The sequence below is a fragment of the Pantoea sp. S-LA4 genome, from assembly GCF_054482835.1.
Window position 1 is genome coordinate 2284094 of record NZ_JBTLRC010000002.1, and the last position, 25953, is coordinate 2310046.

At 57.1% G+C, this 25953-nt stretch carries 25 protein-coding genes; 13 read left to right on the plus strand and 12 right to left on the minus strand.

Translation table 11 applies throughout. From position 1 onward, the window contains the following. Window positions 1-27: 27 nt before the first annotated feature. Complete coding sequence (locus tag ACX3P5_RS11615; protein ID WP_458968742.1) at window positions 28-381, plus strand: ArsR/SmtB family transcription factor; 354 nt, start codon at window positions 28-30, stop codon at window positions 379-381. Between the two features lie 25 nt (window positions 382-406). Continuing rightward, window positions 407-1321 carry a ketopantoate reductase family protein gene (locus tag ACX3P5_RS11620; protein WP_458968743.1) on the plus strand — a complete coding sequence of 305 codons (915 nt, stop codon included), beginning with the start codon at window positions 407-409 and terminating at the stop codon, window positions 1319-1321. A 36-nt stretch (window positions 1322-1357) separates the two neighbouring features. Here ACX3P5_RS11620 and ACX3P5_RS11625 read toward each other — a convergent pair whose 3' ends face one another. Next, complete coding sequence (locus tag ACX3P5_RS11625; protein WP_336755582.1) at window positions 1358-2230, minus strand: YdcF family protein; 873 nt, start codon at window positions 2228-2230, stop codon at window positions 1358-1360. Here ACX3P5_RS11625 and ACX3P5_RS11630 point away from each other — a divergent pair. Further along, window positions 2230-3291 (plus strand): LacI family DNA-binding transcriptional regulator, encoded by a 1062-nt coding sequence (locus tag ACX3P5_RS11630; protein WP_233987684.1) that lies wholly within the window; start codon window positions 2230-2232, stop codon window positions 3289-3291. The two genes, ACX3P5_RS11625 and ACX3P5_RS11630, sit on opposite strands and share 1 nt — an antisense overlap. Window positions 3292-3418: 127 nt before the next feature. Here ACX3P5_RS11630 and tmaR read toward each other — a convergent pair whose 3' ends face one another. Then, entirely contained in the window at window positions 3419-3745 is a 327-nt protein-coding gene (gene tmaR / locus ACX3P5_RS11635) for a PTS system regulator TmaR (RefSeq protein WP_004571340.1), read from the minus strand. A 160-nt stretch (window positions 3746-3905) separates the two neighbouring features. Beyond that, window positions 3906-4964 carry an FUSC family protein gene (locus ACX3P5_RS11640; RefSeq protein ID WP_233987683.1) on the minus strand — a complete coding sequence of 353 codons (1059 nt, stop codon included), beginning with the start codon at window positions 4962-4964 and terminating at the stop codon, window positions 3906-3908. Between the two features lie 209 nt (window positions 4965-5173). Between ACX3P5_RS11640 and ACX3P5_RS11645 the strand changes: the two genes are divergently transcribed. The 3 genes from ACX3P5_RS11645 to ACX3P5_RS11655 are packed head-to-tail and all read left to right on the plus strand — an operon-like array spanning window position 5174 to window position 8900. Beyond that, window positions 5174-5926: a gluconate 2-dehydrogenase subunit 3 family protein gene (locus tag ACX3P5_RS11645; RefSeq protein ID WP_293002157.1), complete on the plus strand. Its 753-nt coding sequence runs from the start codon at window positions 5174-5176 to the stop codon at window positions 5924-5926. Beyond that, window positions 5920-7686, plus strand: coding sequence for a GMC family oxidoreductase (locus ACX3P5_RS11650; protein ID WP_233988154.1), 1767 nt, complete (start codon window positions 5920-5922; stop codon window positions 7684-7686). The genes ACX3P5_RS11645 and ACX3P5_RS11650 overlap by 7 nt, the downstream gene beginning before the upstream one ends. Further along, entirely contained in the window at window positions 7683-8900 is a 1218-nt protein-coding gene (locus ACX3P5_RS11655; RefSeq protein WP_233987681.1) for a cytochrome c, read from the plus strand. Before ACX3P5_RS11650 ends, ACX3P5_RS11655 begins: the two co-directional genes overlap by 4 nt. A gap of 54 nt (window positions 8901-8954) precedes the next feature. Here ACX3P5_RS11655 and dacD read toward each other — a convergent pair whose 3' ends face one another. Next, the gene (gene dacD, locus ACX3P5_RS11660; protein WP_262287619.1) at window positions 8955-10118 is read right to left on the minus strand and encodes a serine-type D-Ala-D-Ala carboxypeptidase DacD; all 1164 of its coding nucleotides are present in this window, start codon (window positions 10116-10118) and stop codon (window positions 8955-8957) included. Window positions 10119-10583: 465 nt separating this feature from the next. On the opposite strand from dacD, the gene ACX3P5_RS11665 reads away from it, so the two are divergent. Further along, on the plus strand, window positions 10584-11276 hold the full coding sequence (locus ACX3P5_RS11665) for a hypothetical protein (protein ID WP_458968744.1): 693 nt from the start codon (window positions 10584-10586) through the stop codon (window positions 11274-11276). Between the two features lie 16 nt (window positions 11277-11292). On the opposite strand, the gene ACX3P5_RS11670 is transcribed toward ACX3P5_RS11665, so the two are convergent. Next, window positions 11293-11514: a hypothetical protein gene (locus tag ACX3P5_RS11670; protein ID WP_458968745.1), complete on the minus strand. Its 222-nt coding sequence runs from the start codon at window positions 11512-11514 to the stop codon at window positions 11293-11295. Between ACX3P5_RS11670 and ACX3P5_RS11675 the strand changes: the two genes are divergently transcribed. Then, entirely contained in the window at window positions 11513-11992 is a 480-nt protein-coding gene (locus tag ACX3P5_RS11675) for an Hcp family type VI secretion system effector (RefSeq protein ID WP_233987676.1), read from the plus strand. The genes ACX3P5_RS11670 and ACX3P5_RS11675 overlap by 2 nt on opposite strands. A 268-nt stretch (window positions 11993-12260) precedes the next feature. Continuing rightward, window positions 12261-13688, plus strand: coding sequence for an exodeoxyribonuclease I (sbcB, locus tag ACX3P5_RS11680; RefSeq protein ID WP_458968746.1), 1428 nt, complete (start codon window positions 12261-12263; stop codon window positions 13686-13688). A gap of 76 nt (window positions 13689-13764) precedes the next feature. On the opposite strand, the gene ACX3P5_RS11685 is transcribed toward sbcB, so the two are convergent. From ACX3P5_RS11685 to ltnD, 5 genes are all read right to left on the minus strand, one after another. Further along, entirely contained in the window at window positions 13765-15123 is a 1359-nt protein-coding gene (locus ACX3P5_RS11685) for a GntP family transporter (protein ID WP_262287618.1), read from the minus strand. Window positions 15124-15251: 128 nt separating this feature from the next. After that, window positions 15252-16037 (minus strand): HPr family phosphocarrier protein, encoded by a 786-nt coding sequence (locus ACX3P5_RS11690; RefSeq protein ID WP_336755585.1) that lies wholly within the window; start codon window positions 16035-16037, stop codon window positions 15252-15254. Further along, the gene (otnC, locus tag ACX3P5_RS11695) at window positions 16037-16681 is read right to left on the minus strand and encodes a 3-oxo-tetronate 4-phosphate decarboxylase (protein WP_069729547.1); all 645 of its coding nucleotides are present in this window, start codon (window positions 16679-16681) and stop codon (window positions 16037-16039) included. Before otnC ends, ACX3P5_RS11690 begins: the two co-directional genes overlap by 1 nt. Next, window positions 16674-17939 (minus strand): 3-oxo-tetronate kinase, encoded by a 1266-nt coding sequence (otnK, locus tag ACX3P5_RS11700; RefSeq protein WP_458968747.1) that lies wholly within the window; start codon window positions 17937-17939, stop codon window positions 16674-16676. The genes otnC and otnK overlap by 8 nt, the downstream gene beginning before the upstream one ends. After that, window positions 17939-18844: an L-threonate dehydrogenase gene (ltnD, locus tag ACX3P5_RS11705; protein ID WP_336755587.1), complete on the minus strand. Its 906-nt coding sequence runs from the start codon at window positions 18842-18844 to the stop codon at window positions 17939-17941. Before ltnD ends, otnK begins: the two co-directional genes overlap by 1 nt. Before the next feature lie 268 nt (window positions 18845-19112). Between ltnD and ygbI the strand changes: the two genes are divergently transcribed. Next, window positions 19113-19874 carry a DNA-binding transcriptional repressor YgbI gene (gene ygbI / locus ACX3P5_RS11710; RefSeq protein ID WP_233987670.1) on the plus strand — a complete coding sequence of 254 codons (762 nt, stop codon included), beginning with the start codon at window positions 19113-19115 and terminating at the stop codon, window positions 19872-19874. Window positions 19875-19926: 52 nt separating this feature from the next. Here ygbI and ACX3P5_RS11715 read toward each other — a convergent pair whose 3' ends face one another. Next, entirely contained in the window at window positions 19927-21285 is a 1359-nt protein-coding gene (locus ACX3P5_RS11715) for an APC family permease (protein ID WP_233987669.1), read from the minus strand. A gap of 382 nt (window positions 21286-21667) precedes the next feature. Beyond that, window positions 21668-23083: a glutamine synthetase family protein gene (locus ACX3P5_RS11720; protein ID WP_293002171.1), complete on the minus strand. Its 1416-nt coding sequence runs from the start codon at window positions 23081-23083 to the stop codon at window positions 21668-21670. A 204-nt stretch (window positions 23084-23287) separates the two neighbouring features. Between ACX3P5_RS11720 and puuD the strand changes: the two genes are divergently transcribed. From puuD to ACX3P5_RS11735, 3 genes are read left to right on the plus strand one after another with little or no spacing between them, the layout of a single operon-like run. Next, window positions 23288-24055, plus strand: a complete 768-nt coding sequence (gene puuD / locus ACX3P5_RS11725) for a gamma-glutamyl-gamma-aminobutyrate hydrolase (protein WP_458968748.1) — start codon at window positions 23288-23290, stop codon at window positions 24053-24055. After that, a complete protein-coding gene (puuR, locus tag ACX3P5_RS11730; RefSeq protein WP_233987667.1) occupies window positions 24048-24605 on the plus strand; it encodes an HTH-type transcriptional regulator PuuR in 558 nt (185 codons plus the stop codon). Before puuD ends, puuR begins: the two co-directional genes overlap by 8 nt. Before the next feature lie 19 nt (window positions 24606-24624). After that, window positions 24625-25902, plus strand: a complete 1278-nt coding sequence (locus ACX3P5_RS11735) for an NAD(P)/FAD-dependent oxidoreductase (protein WP_233987666.1) — start codon at window positions 24625-24627, stop codon at window positions 25900-25902. Window positions 25903-25953: the final 51 nt, after the last annotated feature.

Below are 25953 nucleotides of genomic sequence, written 5' to 3' on the forward strand. Positions count from 1 at the left end.
CAGCTCACTCTAAACAACAGGAAGGTTATGCTGAGTCATCATCCGGAAACCGGAGAGTTACGGCTGGAAAATGTGTTGTTCGCGCTGGGCAATCCGCTGCGGCTGGCGATCGTGGATACCCTGGCGCGTGAAGGTGAACAGCCCTGCGGCCTGTTGCGCGGTGAAGTGGCGAAATCGACCATGACGCATCACTGGCGGGTGCTGCGTGACAGTGGCGTGATCTGGCAACGACCGCTGGGGCGGGAAAATCTGATTTCGCTGCGGCGTGAGGATCTCGAACAACGCTTCCCCGGCTTACTGACCAGCGTGCTGACCGCCATCCACCAGGATGCCGCACCGCACGCACGGGCTGGCAAGCCCGGCGACGACGTTTTAAGGTAACGGTATTTAATTAAAGGGAAACTCTATGCGGATTCTGATAGCAGGTGCCGGCGCGACCGGCGGCTATTTTGGCGCGCGACTGGCTCAGGCGGGCCAGGACGTGACGTTTCTGGTGCGCGAACGGCGCTACCGGCAGTTGCAGGAAAAGGGGCTGGTGTTGCAGACGCCCGGCGGCAGCGAAACGCTGCGGCCGCAACTGGTGCAGGCGGCGTCACTGCACGGCCACTACGACCTGATTATTCTGACGGTAAAAAGTTTTGCCCTTGAACAGGTGATGGAAGACATTGCGCCTGCCGTCGGTCCGCAGACGCTGATCATGCCGATTCTGAACGGTATGCGGCACATTGAAACGCTGCAGCAGCGCTTTGGCCGCGAGGCGGTGATCGGCGGAATGTGTAAAATCAACGCCACGCTGGGCGACAACGGTGAAGTGATCCAGATGACCGCGCTGCATCAACTCTATTACGGCGCGCTCGACGGTAATAACGATGCGCGCCTGCAGCGGGTTGACGCAGCGCTGCGCGACGCTCAGGTCGATACCCGCTTCAGCGACAACATGATGGATGAACTGTGGGAGAAGTGGCTGCTGCTCAGCACGCTCGGCGCGGTCTGCTGTCTGGCGCGCGGTGATACCCAGCAGGTGCTGCGATCATCAGGCGGCGAAGCGCTGCTTCAGGGAATTTTCACCGAGATCCTGACGGTAATCGGTGCTGCGGGTTATCAGCCACGCCCGGCGGTAACCGCCAGAATCTTCGAGCTGCTGAACGATCCTGCCACACCGATGACCTCCTCGATGTACCGCGATTTATGCCAGGGATTCGATATTGAAGCCGACCAGATCATCGGCGATCTGTTGCTGCGTGCCGGTCAGTACGGTCTGAACACGCCCCTGCTGAATGCGGTATTTGTCAATCTGCAGGTCTATCTGCAAAATCGCTAAACGCCAGCGGGCCGCATCGCGCCGGCCCGCCGCTTTTCAGCTCCCCTGAATCCGCTGCTGTACGCCAGCGAGACGCATCAGCCGTTGCCACGCTGCCTCAACCTCATCAGGCAACGTTACTTCGGCAAAGAACCCTTTGCCGCGCGGCCCATAGCCCTGTTCGTCGTTACGCAGCCGCTGGACCTCGCCCATCAGCAGCGACATAAAGCGCTCCAGCGACCACAGACCCTGCGGCGCAGCGCCGGTAATCCGCAACTGGCCCGCCTCAGCGGTTAACTGCGGCACAAAAACCGGCCAGCTGATAAAGCGGGGAGCCGCCGCCCGATCGCGCCACTGCCAGCGGAAGGTGGCGTCGGTGCGCCGCTGCAGCAACGGGTCCTGAATCAGAATCACCTGCTGCGGCCGGATGCCACGGCTCTCCAGCAGCCGCTGACTCAAGGCCGCATTTTCGCCGCAGTTGCGCGATTCGCCCTCCAGCAGCAGCCGATCGTCCGGCAGATCGGCAAAGGTCCGCGCGATAGCAGCCAGCATCTGCGCCTCGCTTTTTCCCTGCGTATCAATCTGGCGATACAACGGATGCGCGGCCATCGCCCCGGCGAGCAGCGGCGTGGCATGGCCGATGCCACCGCTGATCAACAGCGGTAAGCCAGAACTTTTTGCCAGCGCCACCGCGCCTTCAATGTTAGGCAGCACCGCATGGCCCGCCAGTATCAGCAAATCGGCGTGGATCTCATCCTGTCCGGAGAGCTGATCCAGCGCCAGCCAGTCGGCAATCAGGTTGACGTCATTCCTGTCACGTTCAGTAAGCTGCATCTTTTTCTCCTTGTCGCTGCGCAGTGTAACGCGCCACAGCAGCGCTGCAGTGGGAAAATTTGCTACAATCGCCACTTCATCTACTGGAGAGATCAATGACTTCCCGCTCTGTGACCCTTGATGATGTCGCTCAACTGGCTGGCGTCTCTTATCAAACCGTTTCACGCGTGCTTAATCGTTCTGAACAGGTTTCTGTCCGCACCCGGGAGCGGGTAGAAGCGGCGATGCAGCAGCTCAATTATGTGCCGAATCGGGTGGCGCAACAGCTGGCCGGTAAAGCGACCCGTACCCTGGGACTTGCCACCAGCGATCTGGCGCTGATGGCACCGGCTCAGATTGCCTCGGCAATTCAGCGACGCGCGGCGGCGGCGGGCTACCATCTGGTGATCGCGATGGAGAGCGGCAATGACGCCGCGGCGACGGTCAACGAGCTGCTGGCTCAGCGGGTGGATGGCTTACTGATTAACCTGCCGCTGCAGGCGGAGGAGGCGCAGCAGATCCAGGCGTTGTGCGGCGCAAAACCGGCGCTGTTTCTGGATGTCGAGCCGCAGGCGGCCGTGGCGCAGTGTCAGTATCCTAATCATCCCGGGGCGCGAGCGGCGGTCGAACATCTGGTGGCGCTGGGACACCGGCAGATCGGCTTGCTGAACGGCCCGGAGCGATCGGTGTCGGCACGTCAGCGGGAAGCTGCCTGGCGTCAGGCGCTGGCAGATCATCAGCTGACACCGCATTGCTCGCTGCGCGGCGACTGGAGTGCGCAGTCAGGCTATCAGGTGTTACTGGCGCAGTTGCCCGATGCCTTACCTCAGGCCCTGCTGGTGGCCAATGACCAGATGGCGCTGGGTGCGATGCGCGCCCTCCATCAGCACGGCGTGGCGATTCCGGGACAGATTTCGGTCATTGGCTATGACGATACCGCCGAGAGTGCGTGGTATCAGCCGCCGCTCACCACGGTGCGTCAGGATTTACAACAGCTTGGCGTGCTCAGCGTCGAGCGATTGCTGGCGCAGCTACAGGGCGAAACCCTCAGTGATGCAGCGCTGGAAACCACGCTGGTGATCCGGGAAACCACCGCCCCACCCGCCGACTCCGGCGTCGATTTAACCGCGCTGGCGCAGCAGCTACAGGCCATTGCCCGCCAGCTGACAGCAAAGTAGCGCAGCCACTCCGCCAGGCAGAGGCTGACCGCCACGTCGCAATCCATCGCCCATAAAAAAACCCGCCCCCGGAAACGGGAGCGGGCCTCAGTTAACAGAGCGCAGCGGACCGGCTCCGTTATCTGCCTCAGGCTTTCGGGTGTTCGCCGACGCCCATGGCTTTGATCTTTTTCGACAGCTCACGACGCTCTTTCGACAGATCGGCGTTTTTGATGATGTACTCATCGACGCGATCTTCATAATCCACACGCATGCTGGCGATAATTTCCTGAATCGCCTCCACGCTCATGCCGGGTTTAATGTACTCGCTCAGGTTGTCTAACAGCAGGACGCGCTTCTGGTTGTCGCGAATTTTCTTCTCGTTATCGACAATTTCACGCTGCAGTTTGTTTTTGCGGCGGAACATACGCACGAACTCCAGGACGTCCTGAAATGATTGCTTGGCATTTTCCATGATGGCACCTTTCTTTGAGCCTGCTGACGCAGGGAGAGAGACAAAACGATCAGCTTAGCGGCTAGCCAGCCTTATACGCAATTTTCACAGCTAATTTCGGACTGGCCCTTATCTTAGCGCAAAGAAACCCGGTTTCACATTAAGTCATTGTCTGAGGTGATTATTTGCGCAGCGCCATCCGCATCAGATCGGTCATCCGCTCCAGCTGTTTTGCCAGCTCAAGGCTTAACCAGACGTAACCGTAGATCGGCGTTTCCTCCAGCCTTTCACTGCCAGCTTCCGCTATCAGCCGCCGCAGTTCGTCACTGATTTCGGTCAGTTCGTGGCTGTTGGCCAGCACTTCGTCGGTCTCGCCTTCAATCGCCATCACCGACAGCGCACGCAGGGTGCTTTCGGTCATCTGCTGGGTACGACGTAATGCCGGAGCATTTAGCAGAATCAGATGGCTCTCGCGCGAAGCCCACCAGGCATTAATCTGCATCTCAATGGTGTACACCATATTACGGTTTATGGTCTGAATCGCTTCAAGCACCGATTTCGGAATGCGCGTCTCTTTGCTCGACGGCTCCAGCAGCGCCCGCATCCTGATTACGCTGGTCAGCAACTTACCCAGCGGCTTGTTCAGGCGCGGCTTATCCACCAGGTTGGGTGAGAAGCCGGCGTGATAAATTTTCGCCATCTCCGCCAGCGTGTCCGAGAGCTGAATACGCCAGTGAATGTAGGCGCGCTGCGCCCAGATGGCGGTAAACAGCAGCGCCATCAGCGAACCGAGGATCACATCGCCGCCGCGCCACAGCGCCATGGTGAAATCGCCGGTCGGTGCGCCAACCACCACGCTGAGGGTAATGCCAATCAGCAGCGCCATATAGGGATGCTTGCCCAGCGTCAGGTAGCCGCTGATAAACATCGCCACGCCACACCATGCCAGCATCATCGGCATGGAGATCAGCTCCAGCTTCAGGGCAATCAACCCCGAGATCGATCCCGCCACCGTGCCGCTGATGCGCTGCAAGGCGCGCGGAAAGACATTTCCCCAGGTTGAGATCGGCCCCATCACCACCACCAGGGTAATCAGCGGCCAGGTGCCTTCCGGAATACCGGTAGCCCGGACAAAAATAAAGCAGAGTAAAAAAGCGATAGCGATGCGCACGCCATGAACACTGCGGTAGTGACGATAGAACCAAAACTCAAGTTTTGATATGGGCTTATCAGATCGCAAAGTGGTTTTCCGGTTGGTGGATCAATTCGTGCGCTATCTTAACCCCTGATGTTGCTAAGGCTTAGTGCGCCATCTACATTTCAAAACAGTTTTGACGTTCCCTTACAATTATCAACATCGCCTTTACATACGGCCCCGAACTCAAAAAACAAATTGCCAACAGTTTTTAACCTTTCGCTTTTGTTAGTAACACTTGAGAAGGAAGCACGATGAGAAAGAGAGCAAAAACCCTGCCGGGCGTCACGCGGCGGCAGGTTCTGACATGGTCGACGCTGGGCGTTGCGGCGACGGTCAGCCAGGTCGCCGATGCCGTTTCTCTGAAAGGCAGTCCAGGCTGGACGCCATTCTCCGATAATCCTCCAGAAACCTATCCCCAGCAAGGCTGGCTGTTTTTTACTGATGCTGAAGCAAAGACCATCGAAGCGATGGTTGACCGGCTGATCCCGGCCGATGACCTCAGCGTGGGCGGCAAAGAGGCGGGCTGCGCGGTCTTTATCGATCGTCAGCTGCACGGCTCCTACGGCACTTTTGAGCGCCTCTATATGCAGGGCCCGTTTCAGCAAGGCACCACTGAACAGGGCGATCAATCCCCGCTGGTGCCGCGCCAGCGCTACCGCAAGGGCATCGCCGCGCTTAACCGCTACGTTCAGCAGACCTCGAACAAAAACTTCACTGATCTGACGCCGCCACAGCAGGACGAACTGCTGCACGCGATGGAGGCCGGTAAGGTTCACTTCAGCGATTTCGATGCGCAATCCTTCTTTCTCGAAGTGCTCAATAACACCATGGAAGGCTTCTTTGCCGATCCGGTGTATGGCGGCAACCGGGAGATGGTGTCATGGAAAATGCTCGGTTTTCCGGGCGCGCGCTATGACTACCGCGATTACATCGAGCGGCATAACGAAGATCTGCACTTCGAACCGATCAGTATTGCGCAATGGAAAGCAAAGGACGAATCATGAAAAAACTTCCCAAAACCGATGTCGTGGTGATTGGCCTCGGCTGGGCCGGATCGATTATCGCCAATGAACTGGCCGATGAAGGCCTGGAAGTGGTCGGTATTGAACGGGGTCCGTGGCGCGATACCGCTCGCGACTTCAATATCGGTACCGTCACCGATGAGCTGCGTTATGTGATGCGTGAAGAACTGATGCTGCGCACTCGCCAGAACACCTGCACCATGCGCAACAACCCGTCGCAGACCGCGTTACCGATGCGCACCTGGGGATCGTTTCACCCCGGCAACGGCACCGGCGGCGCAGGCAACCACTGGGCTGGCATCACCTTTCGCTTCCAGCCCGAAGAGTTCCGCCTGAAGAGCCATCTGACCGAGCGTTACGGTGCCAGCGCCATACCTGATGAGTTGGTGCTGCAGGACTGGGGCACAACCTGGGAGGAGATGGAGCCGCACTATATGCAGTTTGAGCGGGTGGCGGGCACCTCGGGCCGCGCCGGTAACCTTAACGGTGAAAAACGGCCGGGCGGCAATCCGTTTGAGGGCGCGCGCTCCGGCGACTATCCGACGCCGCCGCTGCGTCAGCCTTATGCGCCAACGCTGTTTGCCGATGCGGCAAAAAATCTCGGCTATCAGCCGTTCCCGGTGCCCTCCTCGCTGGTCTCGGAGGCCTATACCAATCCGTACGGCGTGACGATGGGGCCCTGCACCTTCTGCGGCTTTTGCACTAACTACGGCTGTGCCAACTACTCCAAAGCCAGCGCCATCACCACCGTGCTGCCGGCGCTGATGCGTAAGCCTAACTTCACCGCCTATACCAACAGTGAAGTATTGCAGGTGCTGACGGACTCAACCGGCAAAAAAGCCACCGGCGTCACCTACATCGACTCGTCAGGCGACGAGTGGGAACAGCCCGCCGATCTGGTGATCGTCGCCGCCTTCACCTTTGAAAATGTGCGCCTGATGCTGCTCTCCGGGATTGGCGAGGCCTACGATCCGGTGACCAACAGCGGTACCACCGGGCGCAACTACGCCTACCAGACCGCCAACAACGTCACGCTGTTTTTCGATAACAAAAACTTCAATCCGTTTATCGGCGCAGGCGCGGTCGGGATGGGGATCGACGAATTTAATAACGATAACTTTGACCACAGCGGCCTCGGCTTTTTCGGCGGCGGCAGCATCCGCGTAACGCCAATTGGCGCAGCGCCGATTGGTTATCGACCGTTGCCGCCCAACACGCCGAAGTGGGGGTCGAAATGGAAACAGACGCTGAAAGATAACTATCTCAGCACCATGTCGATTGGCTGTGAAGCCAGCAGCTATACCACCCGCACCAACTACCTGTCGCTTGACCCCAACTACAAAGATCCGCACGGCCGCCCGCTGTTACGTATCACCTTCGACTTCGCGCAGAACGACCTGAAGATGGCGCAGTACTGCACCAACAAGGTGGCTGAGATTGCTAAGGTGATGAACCCGCGTGAGATGATCGTTAAGCCGATGACCGGCCACTGGAGCAGCGTGCCCTATCAGTCTTCTCACGTCGTCGGCGGCTTTATCATGGGAGCCGATCCGCGCACCAGCTCGGTGAATAAGCATCTGCAGGTGTGGGATGTGCCGAATCTGTTTGTGGTCGGCGCTTCCGCCTTCCCGCAGAATCCCGGCTATAACCCGACCGGTACGGTGGGCGCGCTGGCCTTTAAAGCGGCGCATGATATCCGTCGCTACTACCTGAAACGTCCGGGGGAGATGATCAGCGCATGAAAACTTTACCGCTTCTCTCTGCCGCCGCGTTGCTGCTGGCCGCATCATTCAGCAGTCAGGCGCAGCCGGAATATGATCAGATCGCCCGCGGCAGCTATATCGCCACGCTGGGCGACTGTACCGCCTGTCACACCACCGATGAGAAACAGCCGTTCGCCGGTGGCGTTAAGCTGCAAACGCCGTTTGGTACCCTGGTTGGGGCGAATATCACCCCTGATCGTGAAACCGGGATTGGTGACTGGAGTTACGATGATTTCCGCCGCGCCATGAATACCGGCGTCGGTCATAACGGCAAACGGTTATATGGCGCGATGCCGTTTACCGCCTACACCAAAATGTCGGAAAAAGATCTGCAGGACCTGTGGGCCTGGATGCAGACGCTGCAACCGATCCATCATCCGGTTGAGACCAACCAGCTCCCCTTCCCGTTCAACATCCGTACCAGCCTGATAGTGTGGAACTGGATCAACTTTGATAAAGGCGAATTTAAACCGAATCCGGACAAGTCGGCGGAATGGAACCGTGGCGCCTATCTGGTTGAAGGACTCGGCCACTGCGGCACCTGCCACTCCCCGAAAAATCTGCTGGGCGGCGACAAAAATGGCCGCTTCCTCGGCGGCAGCGAGGTTGAGGATTGGTATGCGCCGAACCTGGACGCCAGCGACCATACCGGGCTGGGTAAATGGACGCAGCAGGATATCGTCACTTACCTGCGGACCGGCGTGAACCGCTATGCCATCGCGTCCGGCCCGATGGCCGATGCGGTGCGCCATTCAACCCAGCACTGGCGCGAGGACGATCTTAATGCGGTGGCGGTTTATCTCAAGGAGGGCGATAAAAAAGCCGATGAGAAGCCCAAACCGCTGGATGCCGGTGATGACAGAATGAAGCTCGGGGCGACGATCTATGAAGCCAAATGCTCGGCCTGCCACAGTCCGGGTGGCCGCGGTGAAAAGAACATCTTCCCGCAGCTGGCGGATAATCCGCTGATCAATCAGCCGAATGCGACATCACTGATGCATGTGGTGCTGGCGGGCAGTCGCGGCGTGGATACCGACGCACGGCCAACGGCACCGGCGATGCCAGCCTTTGCCGGTACGCTGAGTGATGACCATATTGCGGCAGTGCTCACCTACATTCGCAACAGCTGGGGCAATGCCGCCGCGCCGGTTGAGGCCAGTGAGGTGAAGAAGATGAAGGAAGAGTTACGCTAAACCTCCGTGGGGCAGCCAGAAGGCTGCCCCCGTTTACGGTGCCAGCGATGCCGATCAGAATTTCTGCCTGAGATAATCGGTGATGCGGGTAATCACGCCAGCAGGCTCTACGGCGCTCAGCGCCACCAGCGGATAGTGGGCAATCTGCTGATCTTTATCCATCACCTGAATTTCACCAATGACTTCATTGGCTTTCAGCGGCGCTTCCAGATCGCTGCGGTTAATGATGTATTTCGCTTTGACGTTCTGCACTTCACTGCGCGGCAGCGACAGATAGACATCATTCGCGGTACCCACTTCAACCTGATGCGGATTGCCATACCAGACATTCTCGCTGCCTATTTTCTTACCGGCATGGAACAGCTGCACGGTATCAAAGGTATTCTGACCCCATACCAGCAGTTTGCGCGCCTGCTCTTCCCGCCCTTTGGGACTCTTACCACCCATCACCACCGCGATCAGACGATGTTTGCCCACCACGTTAGAGGCGATGATGTTAAAGCCCGCGGTTTCGGTGTGGCCGGTTTTCAGCCCATCGACATGCAGGTTGTTATCCCACAGTAAGCCGTTACGGTTGTTCTGAGTGATGCCGTTCCAGGTCAGGGTTTTCTCACTGTACATGGCATAGAAGTCAGGCTCACCGTCGATAATCGCCCGCGACAGTTTCGCCATATCCAGCGCACTGGAGAACTGGCCTGGTGCGTCCAGACCATGCACCGTTTCGAAGTGGGTATTTTGCAGGCCGAGTTTATCAACATAGTGATTCATCATTTTGACGAAGTTATCTTCGCTGCCCGCCACATAATCTGCCAGCGCCACGCAGGCGTCATTACCGGAATCGATGATTACTCCCCGGCTTAAATCACGCACGCTCAGCTTATCGCCGGGCTTGAGGAACATCAGCGATGACCCTTTGAACACCGGATTACCGGCAGCCCAGGCATCTTTGCCGACGGTGACCATATCGTCGCGGCTGATTTTCTTTTGATCGATAGCGCGATCGACCACATAACCGGTCATCAGCTTGGTCAGGCTGGCAGGATTGCGGCGCGCATCCGGATTACCAGCGGTCAGCACCTGGCCGGTAGTGGCATCCATCAATACCCAGGAGGCCGCATCAATCGCCGGTGGCGTCACGGGAAACGGCATGTCGTCAGCCTGTGCCAGCGAAGCCCAAAAAACAGTAGCGGTAACGGTAATCAACAGACGCCTTTTCAACACTTCATCCTTACCTGCACGGGAGAAAAAATTTATTTATGAAACGAAACGGAAACAGCCGCACCTTTTACGGCAAAAGCGTTGTGAAGGTTTGAATAAATTGAAAAAAAGTATGAACTGCGGCGGCTGAGACGCTGGCTGACTGTTCGATGGATCACGGCGTGCGGTGAAAGCTGTTTACTTAATGAACATTTGCCCGTACCTTTTGTGAGGTTATAAAAGGAACATCGGCCTGAGGGATAAGGTTATCTATTACGGTGAGGAGATTATCGATTTTCTGCAAACCAACAGGATAGTGGTGCTGAAACTTGATCGCGCCTTAACAGGTTTGAATAACGTGGTCTCTGCTCAGAGGGTACTTATTGGAAAAGGTGCAAAATGCCTCTTTTACACCACATTGCAAAATAATCTTTACCCTTAAATTTATTCGGATTTCGCGCGGACATTAATCAAAAGGAAAGGGTAATGTACTACAGCAAAGAAATAATTAGTTATCTGCAGTCGAATAACATCCTCGCTTTAAAACTTGATCACGCATTTACCGGCGTTGGGAAAGCGGTATCTGATCAAATTGATATGATAGGCGCAGGTGTGCAGCGCGCAATGTATTACACATCATGTTTTACGGATGAATATCAGGAGATTTGTCAGCAGCAAAAAGTTGAGGACTTAAGATTTACCAAAGGCGTGTATCAGCTCATCAGTCATGGAAACATAGTAAATGACATGCTCAAAATATATTTTGAAGATGTCTTCAAATACAAAACCCTTAGCCAACTACAGCGTATTAAGAAGTCGTTAATGGCAGTAAATATCCATATTGCTGCCAGTTATTTAACGCAGCACGGGTTTTCTTTAGCTGTAGCAGCTGCGGTATCTGTTGGCATGAAAATGAGCCTTGATATGAACGCACTGGTGGGCCTCAAAGCTGGTGCAGTTGCTGCTCTTGCGGGAATGTATGGCGTCGTTCAGAAAGCTGCTGATAGCGCAAACCGACTTCGATATGCCCTGCCTGGCTATTATTCTGCATTATATGCCAATGAACTAGAGATGATGTTTTTTCTGATTGATCCTTTATTCGAAAGATCTGGAGCCCTGCGAAGTGCGTGGGCATCTGATGATGAAATCTCCAGAGTTATTACTAACATGATTCGGTAAATGAATAATGGAAAATTTAATAAAAAGATTTCTCAAGCGACTTTTTAAATCCTGGATTTCTCTCTATGGACCAGCTCTCCTTACTCTGGCTTTTTCTGTAGCCCTTTTTCAGATCTTCCCTGAAGGCCCTTTGTGGCCCGTACCTGTTTTTGCTGTAGTTATCATTATATTTTTCCACCGCTTGGTTAAATGGTAACCCGTTATTTAACAAAAACTCCAACATATAAGGATATAACATGTCTGCTCCCGCACATTTATGGCTTAACGATGAAAATGGATCTCCAATCGTCGGTAGTTGTCAGATGCCACTGCGTTCAGGCTCTATTGAACTCAAATCATTCTCCCACGGCGTTACTATTCCGGTCGATCCTAACTGGGGAAAACTTACAGGCACACGCATTCACCAGCCTATAACGATAGTGAAGGAGTTTGATCAAACAACTCCACTTCTGTACAGAGCTGTCTGCGAAGGCCGAATCATGAAGAAGGCGACAATCAGGATGTACCGGATAATTGATGCAGGAATTGAGACTGAATATTTTAATATCATCCTGGAAAACGTGAAGGTCACCACGGTATCGCCCTATCTTGCACCCAACGGCATCAGCAGCACGCATCTGGAAACGCTGGAATTACGCTATGAAGCGATAACCTGGAAATATACCGAAGGGAATATTATCTATCGAGACACCTGGAATGAGCGAGCTACAGCCTGAGAGATAAAAAGTCCGGTTTAATCCTGCCGCCTTACCTCTCAGCCAGATGCAACCCCTGTCCCCGCTACCATCCGAAACTTCAGGCCGGTCGGATTATGGTTTACCATGTAGGTTGTGAAGCCTGATGCTGCCTGCGTGACCGTGCTCTGCACAGGCACAGCTCTCGCACCAGCAGCCAGGTGCCGATGAAGTAAGGCATTAAGCGAGCGGGAAGCCTGATGACTTTCTGTTCATCAGTTTAGTGAACGACATTGAGCGGATATGAAATTTGAATAACGATCGCGTACAGCCCACCTTCCTCTTCCACGATTACGAGACCTTCGGGACCAGTCCTTCACGCGATCGGCCGGCGCAGTTTGCCGGGCTGCGCACCGACAGCGATTTTAATCCGATCGGCGAGCCGCAGGTCTTTTACTGCCGTCCGCCGGATGACTATCTGCCGCAGCCGGAAGCGGTAATGATTACCGGGATTACGCCGCAGGTGGCGATGGCGCGCGGCGTCACTGAAGCGGAATTTGCTGAACGCATTCACGCCCTGTTTACCGTCGAACAGACCTGTGTGGTGGGCTACAACAACGTCCGGTTTGATGATGAAGTGACGCGCAATATTTTCTACCGCAACTTCTACGATCCCTATGGCTGGAGCTGGCAGAACGGTAACTCGCGCTGGGATCTGCTCGACGTGATGCGGGCCTGCTATGCGTTACGCCCGGAAGGCATTCACTGGCCGGAGAACGAAGAGGGTTTTCCCAGCTTCCGGCTGGAACATCTGACCAAAGCCAACGGCGTGGCGCATGAAAATGCGCATGATGCGATGTCAGATGTCTATGCCACGCTGGCGATGGCAAAGCTGGTAAAAGAGAAGCAGCCAAAACTGTTTGAGTTTTTGTTTACCCACCGTAACAAAAACAAGCTGATGAACCTGATTGATATCCCGCAGATGAAACCGCTGGTGCATGTCTCCGGCATGTTCGGCGCGGCGCGCGGCAATACCAGCTGGGTGGTTCCACTGGCCTGGCATCCCGATAACCGCAATGCGCTGATTGTGGTCGATCTGGCCGGTGATATCTCACCGCTGCTGCAACTCGATGCCGATACCCTGCGCGAGCGACTTTATACGCCGAAAAACGATCTCGGCGATCGGCCAGCGGTACCGGTAAAGCTGGTTCATATCAACAAGTGTCCGGTGCTGGCCCCGGCCAATACTTTGCGTCCGGAAGATGCCGCCCGGCTGGGTATCGATCGTCAGCACTGTCTGGCGAATCTGGCGTTGCTGCGTCAGCAGCCTGAGGTGCGGGAGAAGCTGGTCACGCTGTTTGCTGAAGCGGAGCCGTTTACCCCGTCGGACGATGTCGATACTCAGCTGTACGATGGCTTTTTCAGCGATGCCGATCGCGCGGGCATGAATATTATACGTCAGACCGCCCCCGCCAATCTGCCGGCGCTGGATTTAACCTTCGACAGCGCGCGCGTGGCGAAACTGCTGTTCCGTTATCGGGCGCGTAATTTCCCCGGTACGCTGGATGATGCTGAGCAGCAGCGCTGGTTACAGCATCGGCGTGAAGTGCTGAATGCTGATCGGGTGCAGGCGTTTATGCAGGAACTGGAAGGTCTGGCGAATCTTCATGAAGCCGATCCAGAGAAGCTGGGACAGTTAAAAGCGCTCTATCTCTACGCGCAGGAACTGGTCTCTTAACGCGCGCTCTGCCCGGCCTTCACTGCTTCCTTAATGCCGGGTCCCGCTGCCGTCAGCGGTCCCGGCATCTGCGATTTTAGATCATCACCCAGACCAGCCAGGTCAGCGCAAAACCGCATAATCCCATCAGAGTCGTCAGTACCGTCCAGCTGCGTAACCCATCGGCGACCGACAGGCCGAGATAACGGGTGACCACCCAGAAGCCCGAATCATTAACGTGTGACAAGCCCAGCGCGCCGAAACAGGCGGACAGCGCCACCAGCACCAGCTGCATCTCGCCAAGACCCGCAACGGCGGTACTCAGCAATCCACAGGTTGTGACGATCGCCACCGTTGCTGAGCCCTGTGAGGCGCGCAGCGCCAGTGAAAGAATAAACGCAGCCGGGATTAACGGCAGATGGATCGTCTGCAGCGAAGTGGCCAGCGCTTTGCCTACGCCAGACTCCACCAGCACTTTACCAAACGCGCCTCCGGCACCTGAAACCAGAATCACGCCAGCAGCGGTGGATATCGCGTTGTTTGACAGCGTTTCCAGCTTCTCTGCGGTCCAGCCACGACGCAGCCCCAGTAACCATCCGGCAAGCGCCAGCGTAATCAGTAACGCCACCGCCGGTGATGCGACCAGCGTCAGGATCTTCAGCGGCAGGCTGCCAGGCGTAAGATGCGGCGGCAGCAACGTGCCCAGCATAATCAGCAGGATCGGCAGCACGATTAAGCCTGAAATCAGCAATGCGCCCGGTGCATCGTGGTGACGGGCGGATTGCCCCCCGGCGTTCGGCTCCGTCAGCTGTAGCTGCTCCAGTACCTGAACTGAGAGATGATATTTTCGAAGATTAAGCGCTTTGGCGACGAAATAGCCAGCGATACCGGTCGGTATCGACAGGGCAATTCCGGTCATCATTAACCAGCCAGGATCGACATTCAGCAATCCGGCGGCAGCGGCGGGTCCCGGATGGGTGGGCACCGTAACATGCACCATCAGCATCATGCCCGCCATGGGCAGACCAAACTTCAGCGGCGATACGCGCATCACTTTGGTAAAGCCATAGATCAGCGGGACCACGATAATAAACCCGACGTCAAAAAATACCGGCAACCCCAGAATAAAGGCCACGGTGGTGAGTGCCGCTACCATGCGCTGCGGTCCGCATAGCTGCGCGAAGCGGTTTGCCAGCCGATCGGCCCCGCCGGACGTTTCAATAATCGCGCCGAGAATCGCACCCAGCACAATGATGGCGGCAATGCTGCCGAGCAGGCTCCCCATGCCGCCGAGGATCACTTTCATGATGTTTTCGGCCGGGATACCGGTGGTGATGGCGACAAACAGGCTGGCAACCAGCAGTGCAATAAACGGATGGACTTTGGCTTTGATTACCAGCAGCAACAGCAGAATCACGCTGACCAGCGCGATGGATAACAGCAGCGTAGTGGACATCGGCAGACCTCTGATTAATTATAATTTTCAGTAAGTTATATTTTTATTGATTCAACACTGGTGTGATTAAGCTGCAGCAGGACTCACACCGTTTGTCTGGCAAGCGGTGTGATTCAGCATGCAGGTGATTAGCGGCGCGTACGCCAGGGCGCAAACCAGCCGAGGCCGGCCGTGGTGCTGCCTCGCGGGAAATATTCGCAGCCGACCCAGCCGCGATAACCGACCTCATCCAGCAGGTCAAACAGCCACGGGTAGTTGATCTCCCCTCCATCCGGTTCATGGCGATCCGGTGCCGAGGCAATCTGTACGTGGCGATAGCGCCCGGCATAGTGGCGAATCAGATGGCTGAGGTTGCCATCCACTAACTGCGCATGGAACAGATCGAGCTGGGTAAACACATTGGGCCGATCGATCTGATCCACCATCTCCAGCGTCTGATACTGGCTGGAGTAGAGATAGCCTGGCTTGGTGGTCGGATTCAGCGCCTCAATCAGCAGGGTGATACCGTGCGGGGCAAAGCGCTCAGCGGCATAGCGCATGTTGCCGATGAAGGTCTCAACATAGCGCTGGCGATCACCACCCGGCGGCACGGTTGCCGCCATGATGTGCACCTGCGGGCAGTTGAGCGCCCGCGCATAGTCCAGCGCACGATCGATATCCGCTTTCGCTTCCGCTTCACGTCCGGGAATGGCGGAAACGCCCCACTCACCCGCCGCGACGTTGCCGGGCGCGGTATTGAACAGCACCAGCTGCAGCTGATTCTCATCCAGCCACTGCTTCAGCTGTTCCGCCGGATAGTCATAAGGAAACAGAAACTCCACCGCCTCAAAACCGGCGGCCGCGGCGGCGGCGAAGCGTTCCGCAAACGGCAGTTCGGTAAACTGGGTCGACAGGTTGGCAGCAAACTTTGGCATTATCGGCTCCTTAACTCGGCCACTTCGGCATCGTTGAGATAACGGATGGCGCGGTCGCCGAGAGTGAAGATCAGCCGGGCCGTCTCCTCCAGCTCCTCGGTGTTATCTGCCGCCTCACGTAATGATTTCCCCACCACCACCGGCCCGTGATTGGCCAGCAAAAAGGCGCGATAGCGCGGTGCCAGCTGCGCCAGGTCTTCCGCCAGCCGCTGATCGCCGGGCTTGTAGTACGGCACCACCGGCACATCGCCAACCCGCATCACCACATAGGGCGTAAACGGGCGGATGCAGTTTTCCGGGTCCAGTCCCTGTAAACAGGAGAGCGCCGTCAGGTAGTGGCTGTGCAGATGTACCACCGCTTTGCAGTCGGGATTGTTCAGGTAGAGCGCGCGGTGAAACGCGATCTCCTTGGAGGGTTTATCGCCAGAGAGCCACTCACCATCAGGGGTGACTTTCGCCAGCCGATCACCCTGTAATTCACCGAGGCAGGAACCGGTTGGCGTCGCCAGCAGATTGCCATCTTCCAGCCGTACGGAGAGGTTACCGGCCGAGCCGGTGGCGTAGCCGCGCTGGAAAAAGGAGGCACCGAGCCGGACCATTTCGTCACGCGCCTGCTGCTCAGCTAAAGAGAAAGATTCAGACATGGGAAAACTCCGTTTGCGCGCGGCGGAAAAAGTGTTCATCGCCAAAGTTACCGGACTTCAGCGCCAGCGACAGCGGCTGGTGGATGTCGCGCACCCACGGCACGCCAGGCGAGATGGTCGGGCCGATATGAAACGCGGTGACGCCCAGGCTCTGGGCCACCACGCCGGAAGTTTCGCCGCCCGCCACGATAAAGCGTTGCCAGCCGCGCCGCTTCAGCTCACGGGTCACCGCGGCAAACAGCTGCTCCACCGCCTCGCTGCTGCGCCGGGCGCCGTGTTGCTGCTGAATCGCCTGCAGCTGTTGCGCGTCAGCGGTGGCAAACAGCAGCGGTGCCAGCGCCTGATGGCTGTTGGCTTCCACCCAGTCACACAGCTGTTGGGCATAACCGTCTGCATCCTGCAGACAGCGTTCGATCTGCACTTCCTGTGCCGGTGCCAGCTGGCGATACGCGGCAACCTGAAGGTTGGTCATCTGCGAGCAGGAGCCGGAGATCACCACCGCACGATCGCCCTGCGGCCGTCCCGCCTGCTCCGCCGCTGCCGCATCCGCCCCGGCCGTTGCCCACTGACGCGCCAGCCCGATCGCCAGCCCGGAACCGCCGGTGACCAGCCGCCGATCGCACAGCGCCTCGCCCTGGGTCAGCAGATGTTGTTCATTCATGGTATCGATGACCACATAGTTCACGCCCTGCTCCGCCAGCTGGTCCAGCGCCTGACGCACGGACTCCGCACCCTGATCGACCTGCGCGGCGCTAATCAGCCCGGCTTTGCCTGTGGCCTGCGCCGTCATCAGACGCAGCAGGTTGCTGTCGTGCATCGGCGTCACCGGATGATGGCGCATACCGGAGTCCGACAGCAGCTGATCGCCGACAAACAGATGGCCCTGATAGACCGTGCGGCCATTCACCGGCAGCGCCGGACAGATCACCGTCTGAGTTTCACCCAGCGCGGCTAGCAACGCATCGGTCACCGGGCCGATATTGCCCTGCGCGGTGCTGTCGAAGGTGGAGCAGTATTTGAAGTAGAAGCGCTCACAGCCCTGTTGCTGTAACCACGCCAGCGCCGCCAGCGACTGTGCAACCGCCTGATCGGCCGGACAGGATCGGCTCTTCAGGCTAATCACAATCGCCTGCGCCTCTGCGGCCTGCTCGCTATCGGGGATGCCGTTGAACTGAATCGTGCTCAGGCCGTTCTGTGTCAGAAAACTGGCAATGTCGGTAGCGCCAGTAAAATCGTCGGCTATCACTCCAAGACGCATCAGCTCTTCTCCTTGCCCTGTGGCAGGGTAATGCCGCTGAAGATTTTAATCACCGCGCTGTCATCTTCCCGGCCATAACCGGCATTGCTGGCTTCGGTAAACATATTGAGCGCGGTCGAGGCCAGCGGCAGCGGGAAGTGCAGCGATTTGGCGGTATCCGTCACCAGATTGAGATCTTTGACGAAGATATCGACCGCCGATTTCGGGCTGTAGTCACCGTCGACCACGTGGCGCATACGGTTTTCGAACATCCACGAGTTACCGGCGGCGTTAGTGACAACTTCATACATGGTTTCCAGCGGGATACCGGCGCGCGCGGCCAGCGCCATCGCTTCTGCACCAACGGCGATATGCACGCCAGCCAGCAGCTGATGAATAATTTTGACCGTGGAGCCGAGGCCAATCTCACTGCCTACCCGATAAACTTTCGCTGCGACAGCATCCAGAACCGGTTGCAGCTGGGTGAAGACCGCTTCACTGCCCGATGCCATCACCGTCATCTCACCGCTGGCGGCTTTAGCGGCACCACCGGAGACCGGCGCATCCAGCATCAGCAGCTGATGCTGCGCCAGCCGCTGTTCAATTTGCTGCGCATCCTGCGCCGAGAGCGTCGATGAAACCATCACCGCCGTGCCGGGCCGCAGCTTCGCCGCCAGGCCGTCATCTCCGAACAGAATGGCGTTGACCTGTTGCGCATTCACCACCAGCAGCAGCACCGCGTCGAGCTGGTCAGCAAAGTGGGCGGCGGAGGGTTGCGCGTCACGCGCGCCCGCCTGGCGCAGGGTCTCCAGCGCGGCGGGATTGAGATCGACACCCCAGGTGTTAAGACCGGCGCGGATACAGGATTGCGCGGCACCCATGCCCATAGAACCTAACCCGATAACACAGATATTTTCGACTGGCACTGTCGGCCTCCACTGTTAAATTAAGTGATTATTTGTTTGTTACTGTTAATCCTGCCAGCTTTAAGCCGGTAAAAATGTGCCATGTCTCACAAAAAAACATCTGTGATGTGAGATGGAACAATTATTAACATTGCGTGCCGACACCGGATCATGGGGCCTGACGGCGATGATGACGGCAGAGCGAACCCTTATGGGCTGTTAATTCCTGTTCTGGTTAACAGGCGGATGCTTTACAATGTGAAAAAATGATAAATCTCAGGGAGGGAATATGATTCCGGTTGAACGTCATCAACAGATTCTGGCGCTGGTCGCGGATCGGGGAGTGGTGAGCATTGCTGAACTGACCGAGCGGCTGGGCGTATCACACATGACTATCCGTCGTGATGTGCAAAAGCTGGAGGAGCAAGGTGCGGTGCTGTCAGTATCGGGCGGCGTGCGGTCGGCGGATCGGCTGGCGGCGGAACCGTCACACCTGACCAAAAGTGGCCTGTATAACGATGAGAAGCGCGCCATTGGCCGCTATGCCGCTCAGCACATTCCGCGCAATAGCTGCATCTATCTCGATGCCGGTACCACCACGCTGGCGCTGGCGCGGGAAGTGGTGGATCGGGATGATTTGCTGGTGGTGACCAACGATTTCATGGTGGCAAATCTGCTGATGGAAGCCAGCCACTGTCGGGTGATCCACACTGGCGGCACGGTATGCCGTGAGAACCGCTCCTGCGTCGGCGAGTCGGCGGCGCGCAGCCTGCGTCATCTGGCGATCGATATCGCCTTTATTTCCGCCTCCTGCTGGGGGCCGCGCGGCTTATTTACCCCGGATGAAGACAAGGTGACGGTAAAGCAGGCGGTCAGCGAGGTGAGCAGTAAACGGGTGCTAGTGAGCGACAGCTCAAAATATAACAAGATTGCGACCTTTCTGGCCTTGCCGCTGGAGAAGTTTGATCTGGTGGTGACCGACAGTCAGTTGAGTGAGGCGGGACGAGTTGCGTTAAGCGCGGGCAGTTGCGAACTGGTGCTGGCTGACTGAGGCTTTCGCCGCCTTCCCGAATAACAGCGGAAGGCGGCGAAGTGTCGCGGGATTAAACCTCTTCGCTGAACTGCGGCACCGGATTACGGAAGCTGCGGGTCACGAACGCCAGGTAGATAATGCCGATGGCAGCCCAGATCAGGCCCAGCACCATCGAACTCTCTTCCAGGTTCACCCACAGCGCACCGACCGTCAGCGCACCCAGCAGCGGCAGCAGCAGATACTGGACGTGATCTTTCAGCGTGCGGTTACGCTTCTCACGGATCCAGAACTGGGCAATCACCGACAGGTTAACGAAGGTGAAGGCTACCAGCGCACCGAAGTTGATCAGCGCCGTCGCGGTCACCAGATCAAAGTTAATCGCCATCAGCGCAATCGCACCGACCAGCAGCACGTTGAGCGACGGGGTCCGCCACTTAGGATGGACGTAACCGAAGAAACGCTCCGGGAATACGCCATCACGGCCCATCACATACATCAGACGCGATACGCCAGCGTGCGCCGCCATACCGGATGCCAGCACCGTGACCACCGAGAAGATCAGGATGCCGACCTGCAGCGCTTTACCGGCAACAAACAGCATGATTTCAGGCTGTGAGGAGTCCGGGTCCTGGAAGCGCGTGATGTCCGGGAAGTAGAGCTGCAGGAAGTAAGAGGCGATGATAAAGATCACGCCGCCAATCAGCGCCGTCAGGAAAATCGCACGCGGAATGGTACGTTCTGCATCTTTGGTCTCTTCCGACAGTGAGCTGATGCCATCAAAGCCGAGGAACGAGAAGCAGAGTATCGTCGCCCCGGTGATCATCGGCACGACGTGCGCATTCTCAGACCAGAACGGCTTGCTGCTCGCCAGCGTACCGGCACCGACGCCGTTCGCCACGCCGTAGATCACCATTGCCGTAATGCCGACCATGACAATCACCTGCAGCACCACAATCACGCTGTTAAAATTGGCGACGGTTTTGATGCCCTTGAGGTTAGAGAGCGTCATAAAACCAACCAGCAGCACCACGAAAATCCACGACGGGATACCGGGCACCAGCGATTCGAAATAGTTTTTCGCCAGCAGGATGTTGATCATCGGCATGAACAGGTAGTCCAGCAGGGATGACCAGCCGACCATAAAGCCGACGTGCGGACTGATCGCCTTCTGAGCGTAGGTATAAGCGGAGCCCGCAGAGGGGAAGCGGCGTACCAGCTTACCGTAACTCACGGCGGTAAACAGAATCGCAATCAGCGCGAAAGCGTAAGCGGTGGCGACGTGACCGTCGGTCAGCCCGGAAACGATGCCAAAGGTATCGAACAGGGTCATAGGCTGCATGTAGGCTAAGCCCATCATGACGACCGGAAGTAACGTAAGCGTTTTTTTCAGCTGTGTACGCTGTGGTGCAGCGGAGGTATTAAGCGACATGCTTCAGTCCCCCATGCGCAACAACCTGACTGGGTTGGGTCACAGGGCAACTGCGCATTAAGCGACAGGGAGTAAGGTTGGTGATCAACGCGGCGCCGTAGTCATCACGAAAGCGCGCGCCAGCCTGAGCTGGCAGTGTGGAAAACATCCCCATCTTTGTATCCTCAATCTCACGCTTACGCGTGTTTTCAGTGTTTATCTATCCGGGTGCGTGCCCGGCCTCGGTTAAGTCAGCGAAAAACTATTTGTTAAAACAGGATGCAAAAAAAATAACCGGCGCGGTGAGCGTCGGTTATGGTCTGATTTTGCAGGCCGCGTATTCTGCCCCATAGCAGGGCAGGAATACAAGCCACCGGGGCACCGGATGCAAAAAAAAAGATGATCAGGCGTTCTTCAGCATCCAGTCTATCTCCGTGGCGGTGATCAGCCGTTCAAACTGCATCAGTTCATAATTCTTGCAGCTATACCAGACCCGGGCAAAGCGTTCGCCGAGCAACTTTTGCAGCGGATAGCTGTTGTCGAACTCATACAGGGCGTCGCTCTGCCGGATCGGCAGCGCCAGTCCTTCAGCATGATGGCCGTTGCCGGTCACCGGTTGGGGTAACGGTAGCGGAGTATCCAGCCCGTGCAGCATCCCGGCCAGCATCGCCGACACCACCAGATAAGGATTAGCATCCGCGCCCGCGACCCGGTACTCAATGCGATGATTATCGATATCGCCGCACGGCACCCGCAGCGCCACGGTGCGATTGTTATGGCCCCACGACGCCTGCAGCGGCACGTAAGCCTCCGGCACAAAGCGGCGATAGGCGTTAACGTTAGGGGCCAGCAGCGCCATTGAGGCGGGCATCAGATCGATCATGCCGGCCAGCGCCCGTTTCATCAGTGGCGAGTCGCTGCCGTCATCACAGGCAAATGCGTTATGATCGGCCGCATCCAGCATACTGATATGCACATGCATACCGCTGCCCGCGTACTCTTCATACGGTTTCGCCATAAAGGTGGCGGTCATGCCGTGATTTTCCGCGACCTGACGGATCAGCCGTTTCAGCTGCACCGCATGATCGCAGGCGCGCAGCACGTCACCGGTGTGATGCAGATTGATTTCAAACTGGCCAGGCGACGCCTCTGCCAGCGCGCCATCGGCCGGAATGCCCTGCTGACGCGCCAGATCGTCAATGTCGCGCAAGACATCGGCGAAGTGATCGAGATTATCGACCGAATAGACCTGGCTCTGCATATTGCGTTCATCACTGCCCGGCGCGCACGGCGGCTGGATGAAGCCTTCGGCATCGCGCTTCTTGTCGACCAGATAGAACTCCAGCTCTACCGCTACCACCGGAAACAGACCTCGGTTACGCAGCTGTTGCCATAGCCGGTTAAGGACATTTCGGGGTTCAACGTCAAAGGGAGTGCCATCTTGGTTGCACATGGTGAGCAGCAGTTGCGCAATGTGCTGAGGATCGGAAGCGGAGGGAACTAAGGTGCCCAACACGGGCAGACAGAGGTTGTCAGGTTCGCCGAGGGACTGTCCGAGCCCGGCTTCTTCCACCGTGTTGCCGAGGATATCCATGGCAAATACCGAGGCGGGGAAATAACAGCCCTTTTCCAGCTTTGGCAGCGCCGAGATGGGAATGCGCTTACCGCGAAAAACACCGTTTAAATCATTTAACAGGATGTCGACATACTGCGTTTCAGGATGGCGCTCCAGCCAGGCTTTCACCTCAAGCTGGAACGCGCTGGTTCGTTTCTCTTCACTGTGAAGCGTGAAGTCTTCCACTTCTACCAGGTTAGTCATGATCTCACCCGCCCCTATTCGGTTTGCGCAATGCTCAAAATAACAGCCACTCCTCTAACATAGCGCCAACATAAAAAGTGTGCAAATGTAACAAATCTGTTTGAAGAACAAACAGCAGATTGCTAGATTGACAAAATATTGCACACTTAACCGCCAGACGTGCCCTTTCGGTAGATATTTCGAACAGCGATGCGAGGATGTGAGATGGGCATTATTTTTGACAAACCTTTGATTGGCGTAGTGATGTGTCAAAGCCATATCGGTGGTCATCCGACGCAGACCGTGCACAACAAATATCTTGATGCGGTGATCCTCGCGGGCGGAGTGCCGCTTGCCCTGCCCCACAGCCTGGTCAATGCGCCTCATCTATCAGAAAACGCTATGACGGTGCTGGATGGCCTGCTGCTGACCGGCAGCCCGAGCAATATCGAACCCTGGCATTATGGTGAAGCCGGTGACGAACCGCACGCCGATCCGGGCCGCGATCGTCTTGCCTTTCAGCTGATTACGTACGCCACCAGCCGAAAAATGCCGATGTTCGGTATCTGCCGCGGGATGCAGGAACTGGTGGTGGCAAATGGCGGCGCGCTGTGGCGCGACCTCAGTCAGCTGTCGCCGTTTCAGCGTCATCATGAAGATGAGACCCAGCCGCTGGATCAACAGTATGCCCCGGCGCATCCGGTGACGATTGAAGCGGATGGGCTGCTCGCGACGCTGCTCGACAGCACCCAGCCGCTGCAGGTTAACTCCCTGCATCATCAGGGCATCCGTGAACCCGGCCCGCAGTTACGCGTTGAGGCCCGTGCGCCGGATGGACTGATTGAAGCGGTCAGCCTGCGCCACCATCCTTTCGCGCTGGCGGTACAGTGGCACCCGGAATGGCAGGCGGATCGCGCTACCGGATCGCGCCAGCTGTTTGAGGGTTTTATTCAGGCTGCGCTGCGTTTTCACAAGGAAAAAGATCATGAATGACGTCACGCTGGCACCCGGACGCCGGCTGTCTGAGATCCGTCAGGCGCTGGGTTTGTCACAGCGCCGCGTCGCCGAGCTGGCGGGCCTGACTCACAGCGCTATCAGCACTATTGAGCAGGATAAGGTCAGCCCGGCGGTCAGTACCCTGCAGAAGCTATTAAAAGTGTACGGGCTCTCTCTGTCGGAGTTTTTTTCGGAACCGAAAGCCGACGCCACGCCTAAAACCATTGTCCGTCCCGAGGATTTGCTGGAGATGGGCAGCCAGGGCGTCTCGCTGAAGCTGGTTGAAAACGGTAATCCGCAGCGCTCGCTGGGGATGCTGCTGGAGACCTATCAACCCGGAGCCAGCACTGGCGAAAAACTGCGACATCCCGGTGAAGAGACCGGCACGCTGCTGGAGGGTGAAATTACCCTGGTGATCAATGGTCAGAGTTTTCATCTGTACGCCGGTGAAAGTTACGTGATTGATACCGGTCTGCCGCACAGTTTTACCAATACGTCTGACGTACCCTGCCGCATTGTCAGTGCCCATACGCCTGCCAATTTCTGAGCGCTTCAAGGAGGTAGTGATGAATTACGTGGAGAGTTATTACGCAGCGACCGCCAATCCGCATGAACCCTGGCCGATGCTGCAGGAGAGCATTCAGTGTGACGTCTGTATCATTGGCGGCGGTTTTACCGGCCTGTCAGCGGCGCTGCATCTGACTGAAGCGGGTTACGAGGTGGTAGTACTGGAAGCGGCGCGTATCGGCTTTGGTGCCAGCGGGCGCAACGGCGGCCAGGTGGTCAACTCCTACAGCCGCGATGTCGACGTTATTGAACAGCGTTACGGTAAAGAGAGCGCACGTATGCTGGGCAGCATGATGTTCGAGGGCGCAGCGATCATCCGCGATCGTATTGATCGTTACGCTATTGCCTGCGACTACCGGCCTGGCGGTATCTTTGCGGCACTGAATGCCCGCCAGATGGCGCACCTGCGTAAACAGAAAGCGTTATGGCAACAGTATGGCAATCATGATCTGGAGTTGCTGGATGAGCGCGGCATTCGCCGTGAGGTGGCCACCGAACGCTACGTCGGCGGACTGCTGGATCGCCGGGGTGGTCATCTGCATCCGCTCAATCTGGCGCTGGGTGAAGCGGAAGCGATCCGGCGACACGGCGGGCGCATCTATGAACAGTCTGCTGCGCTGAAGGTGGCCTATGGTTCACCGAATCGGGTAAAAACCGCGCACGGCGAGGTGAGCGCAAAATTTGTGATTTTCGCCGGTAACGCCTATCTGGCCAGTGAGGTTGAACCCCGTCTGAGCGGTAAAAGTATGCCGTGCGGCTCGCAGATTGTGGCCACCGAACCGCTGTCCCCCGATCAGGCGCTGTCGCTGTTGCCGAATAATTATTGCGTGGAAGATTGTAATTATCTGCTCGACTATTTCCGTCTGACCGCTGACAACCGGCTGCTGTATGGCGGCGGCGTGGTCTATGGCGCGCGCGAGCCTGCCGATATCGAGGCGCTGATTCGGCCAAAACTGCGCCGCACCTTTCCTCAGTTGCAGAATGTGAAGCTGGATTTCAGCTGGAGCGGTAATTTTCTGCTGACCCTGTCGCGTATGCCACAGTTTGGCCGGCTGGAGAACAATGTCTATTTCATGCAGGGCGACAGCGGCCACGGCGTGACCAGCACTCATCTGTCCGGCAAGCTGATCAGCGAAGTGTTGCGCGGCGATGCTGAGCGTTTTGACGCCTTCGCCCGCCTGCCTCACCTGCCGTTCCCAGGCGGACGTCGCTTTAAGGTGCCGCTGACGGCGATGGGCGCGGTGTGGTACGCGATTCGCGATCGGTTAGGAGTGTGATGAGGTAGCAGCATCCCCTGCCTGTCGTACTTCGCTGAAACGTGTTGCCGG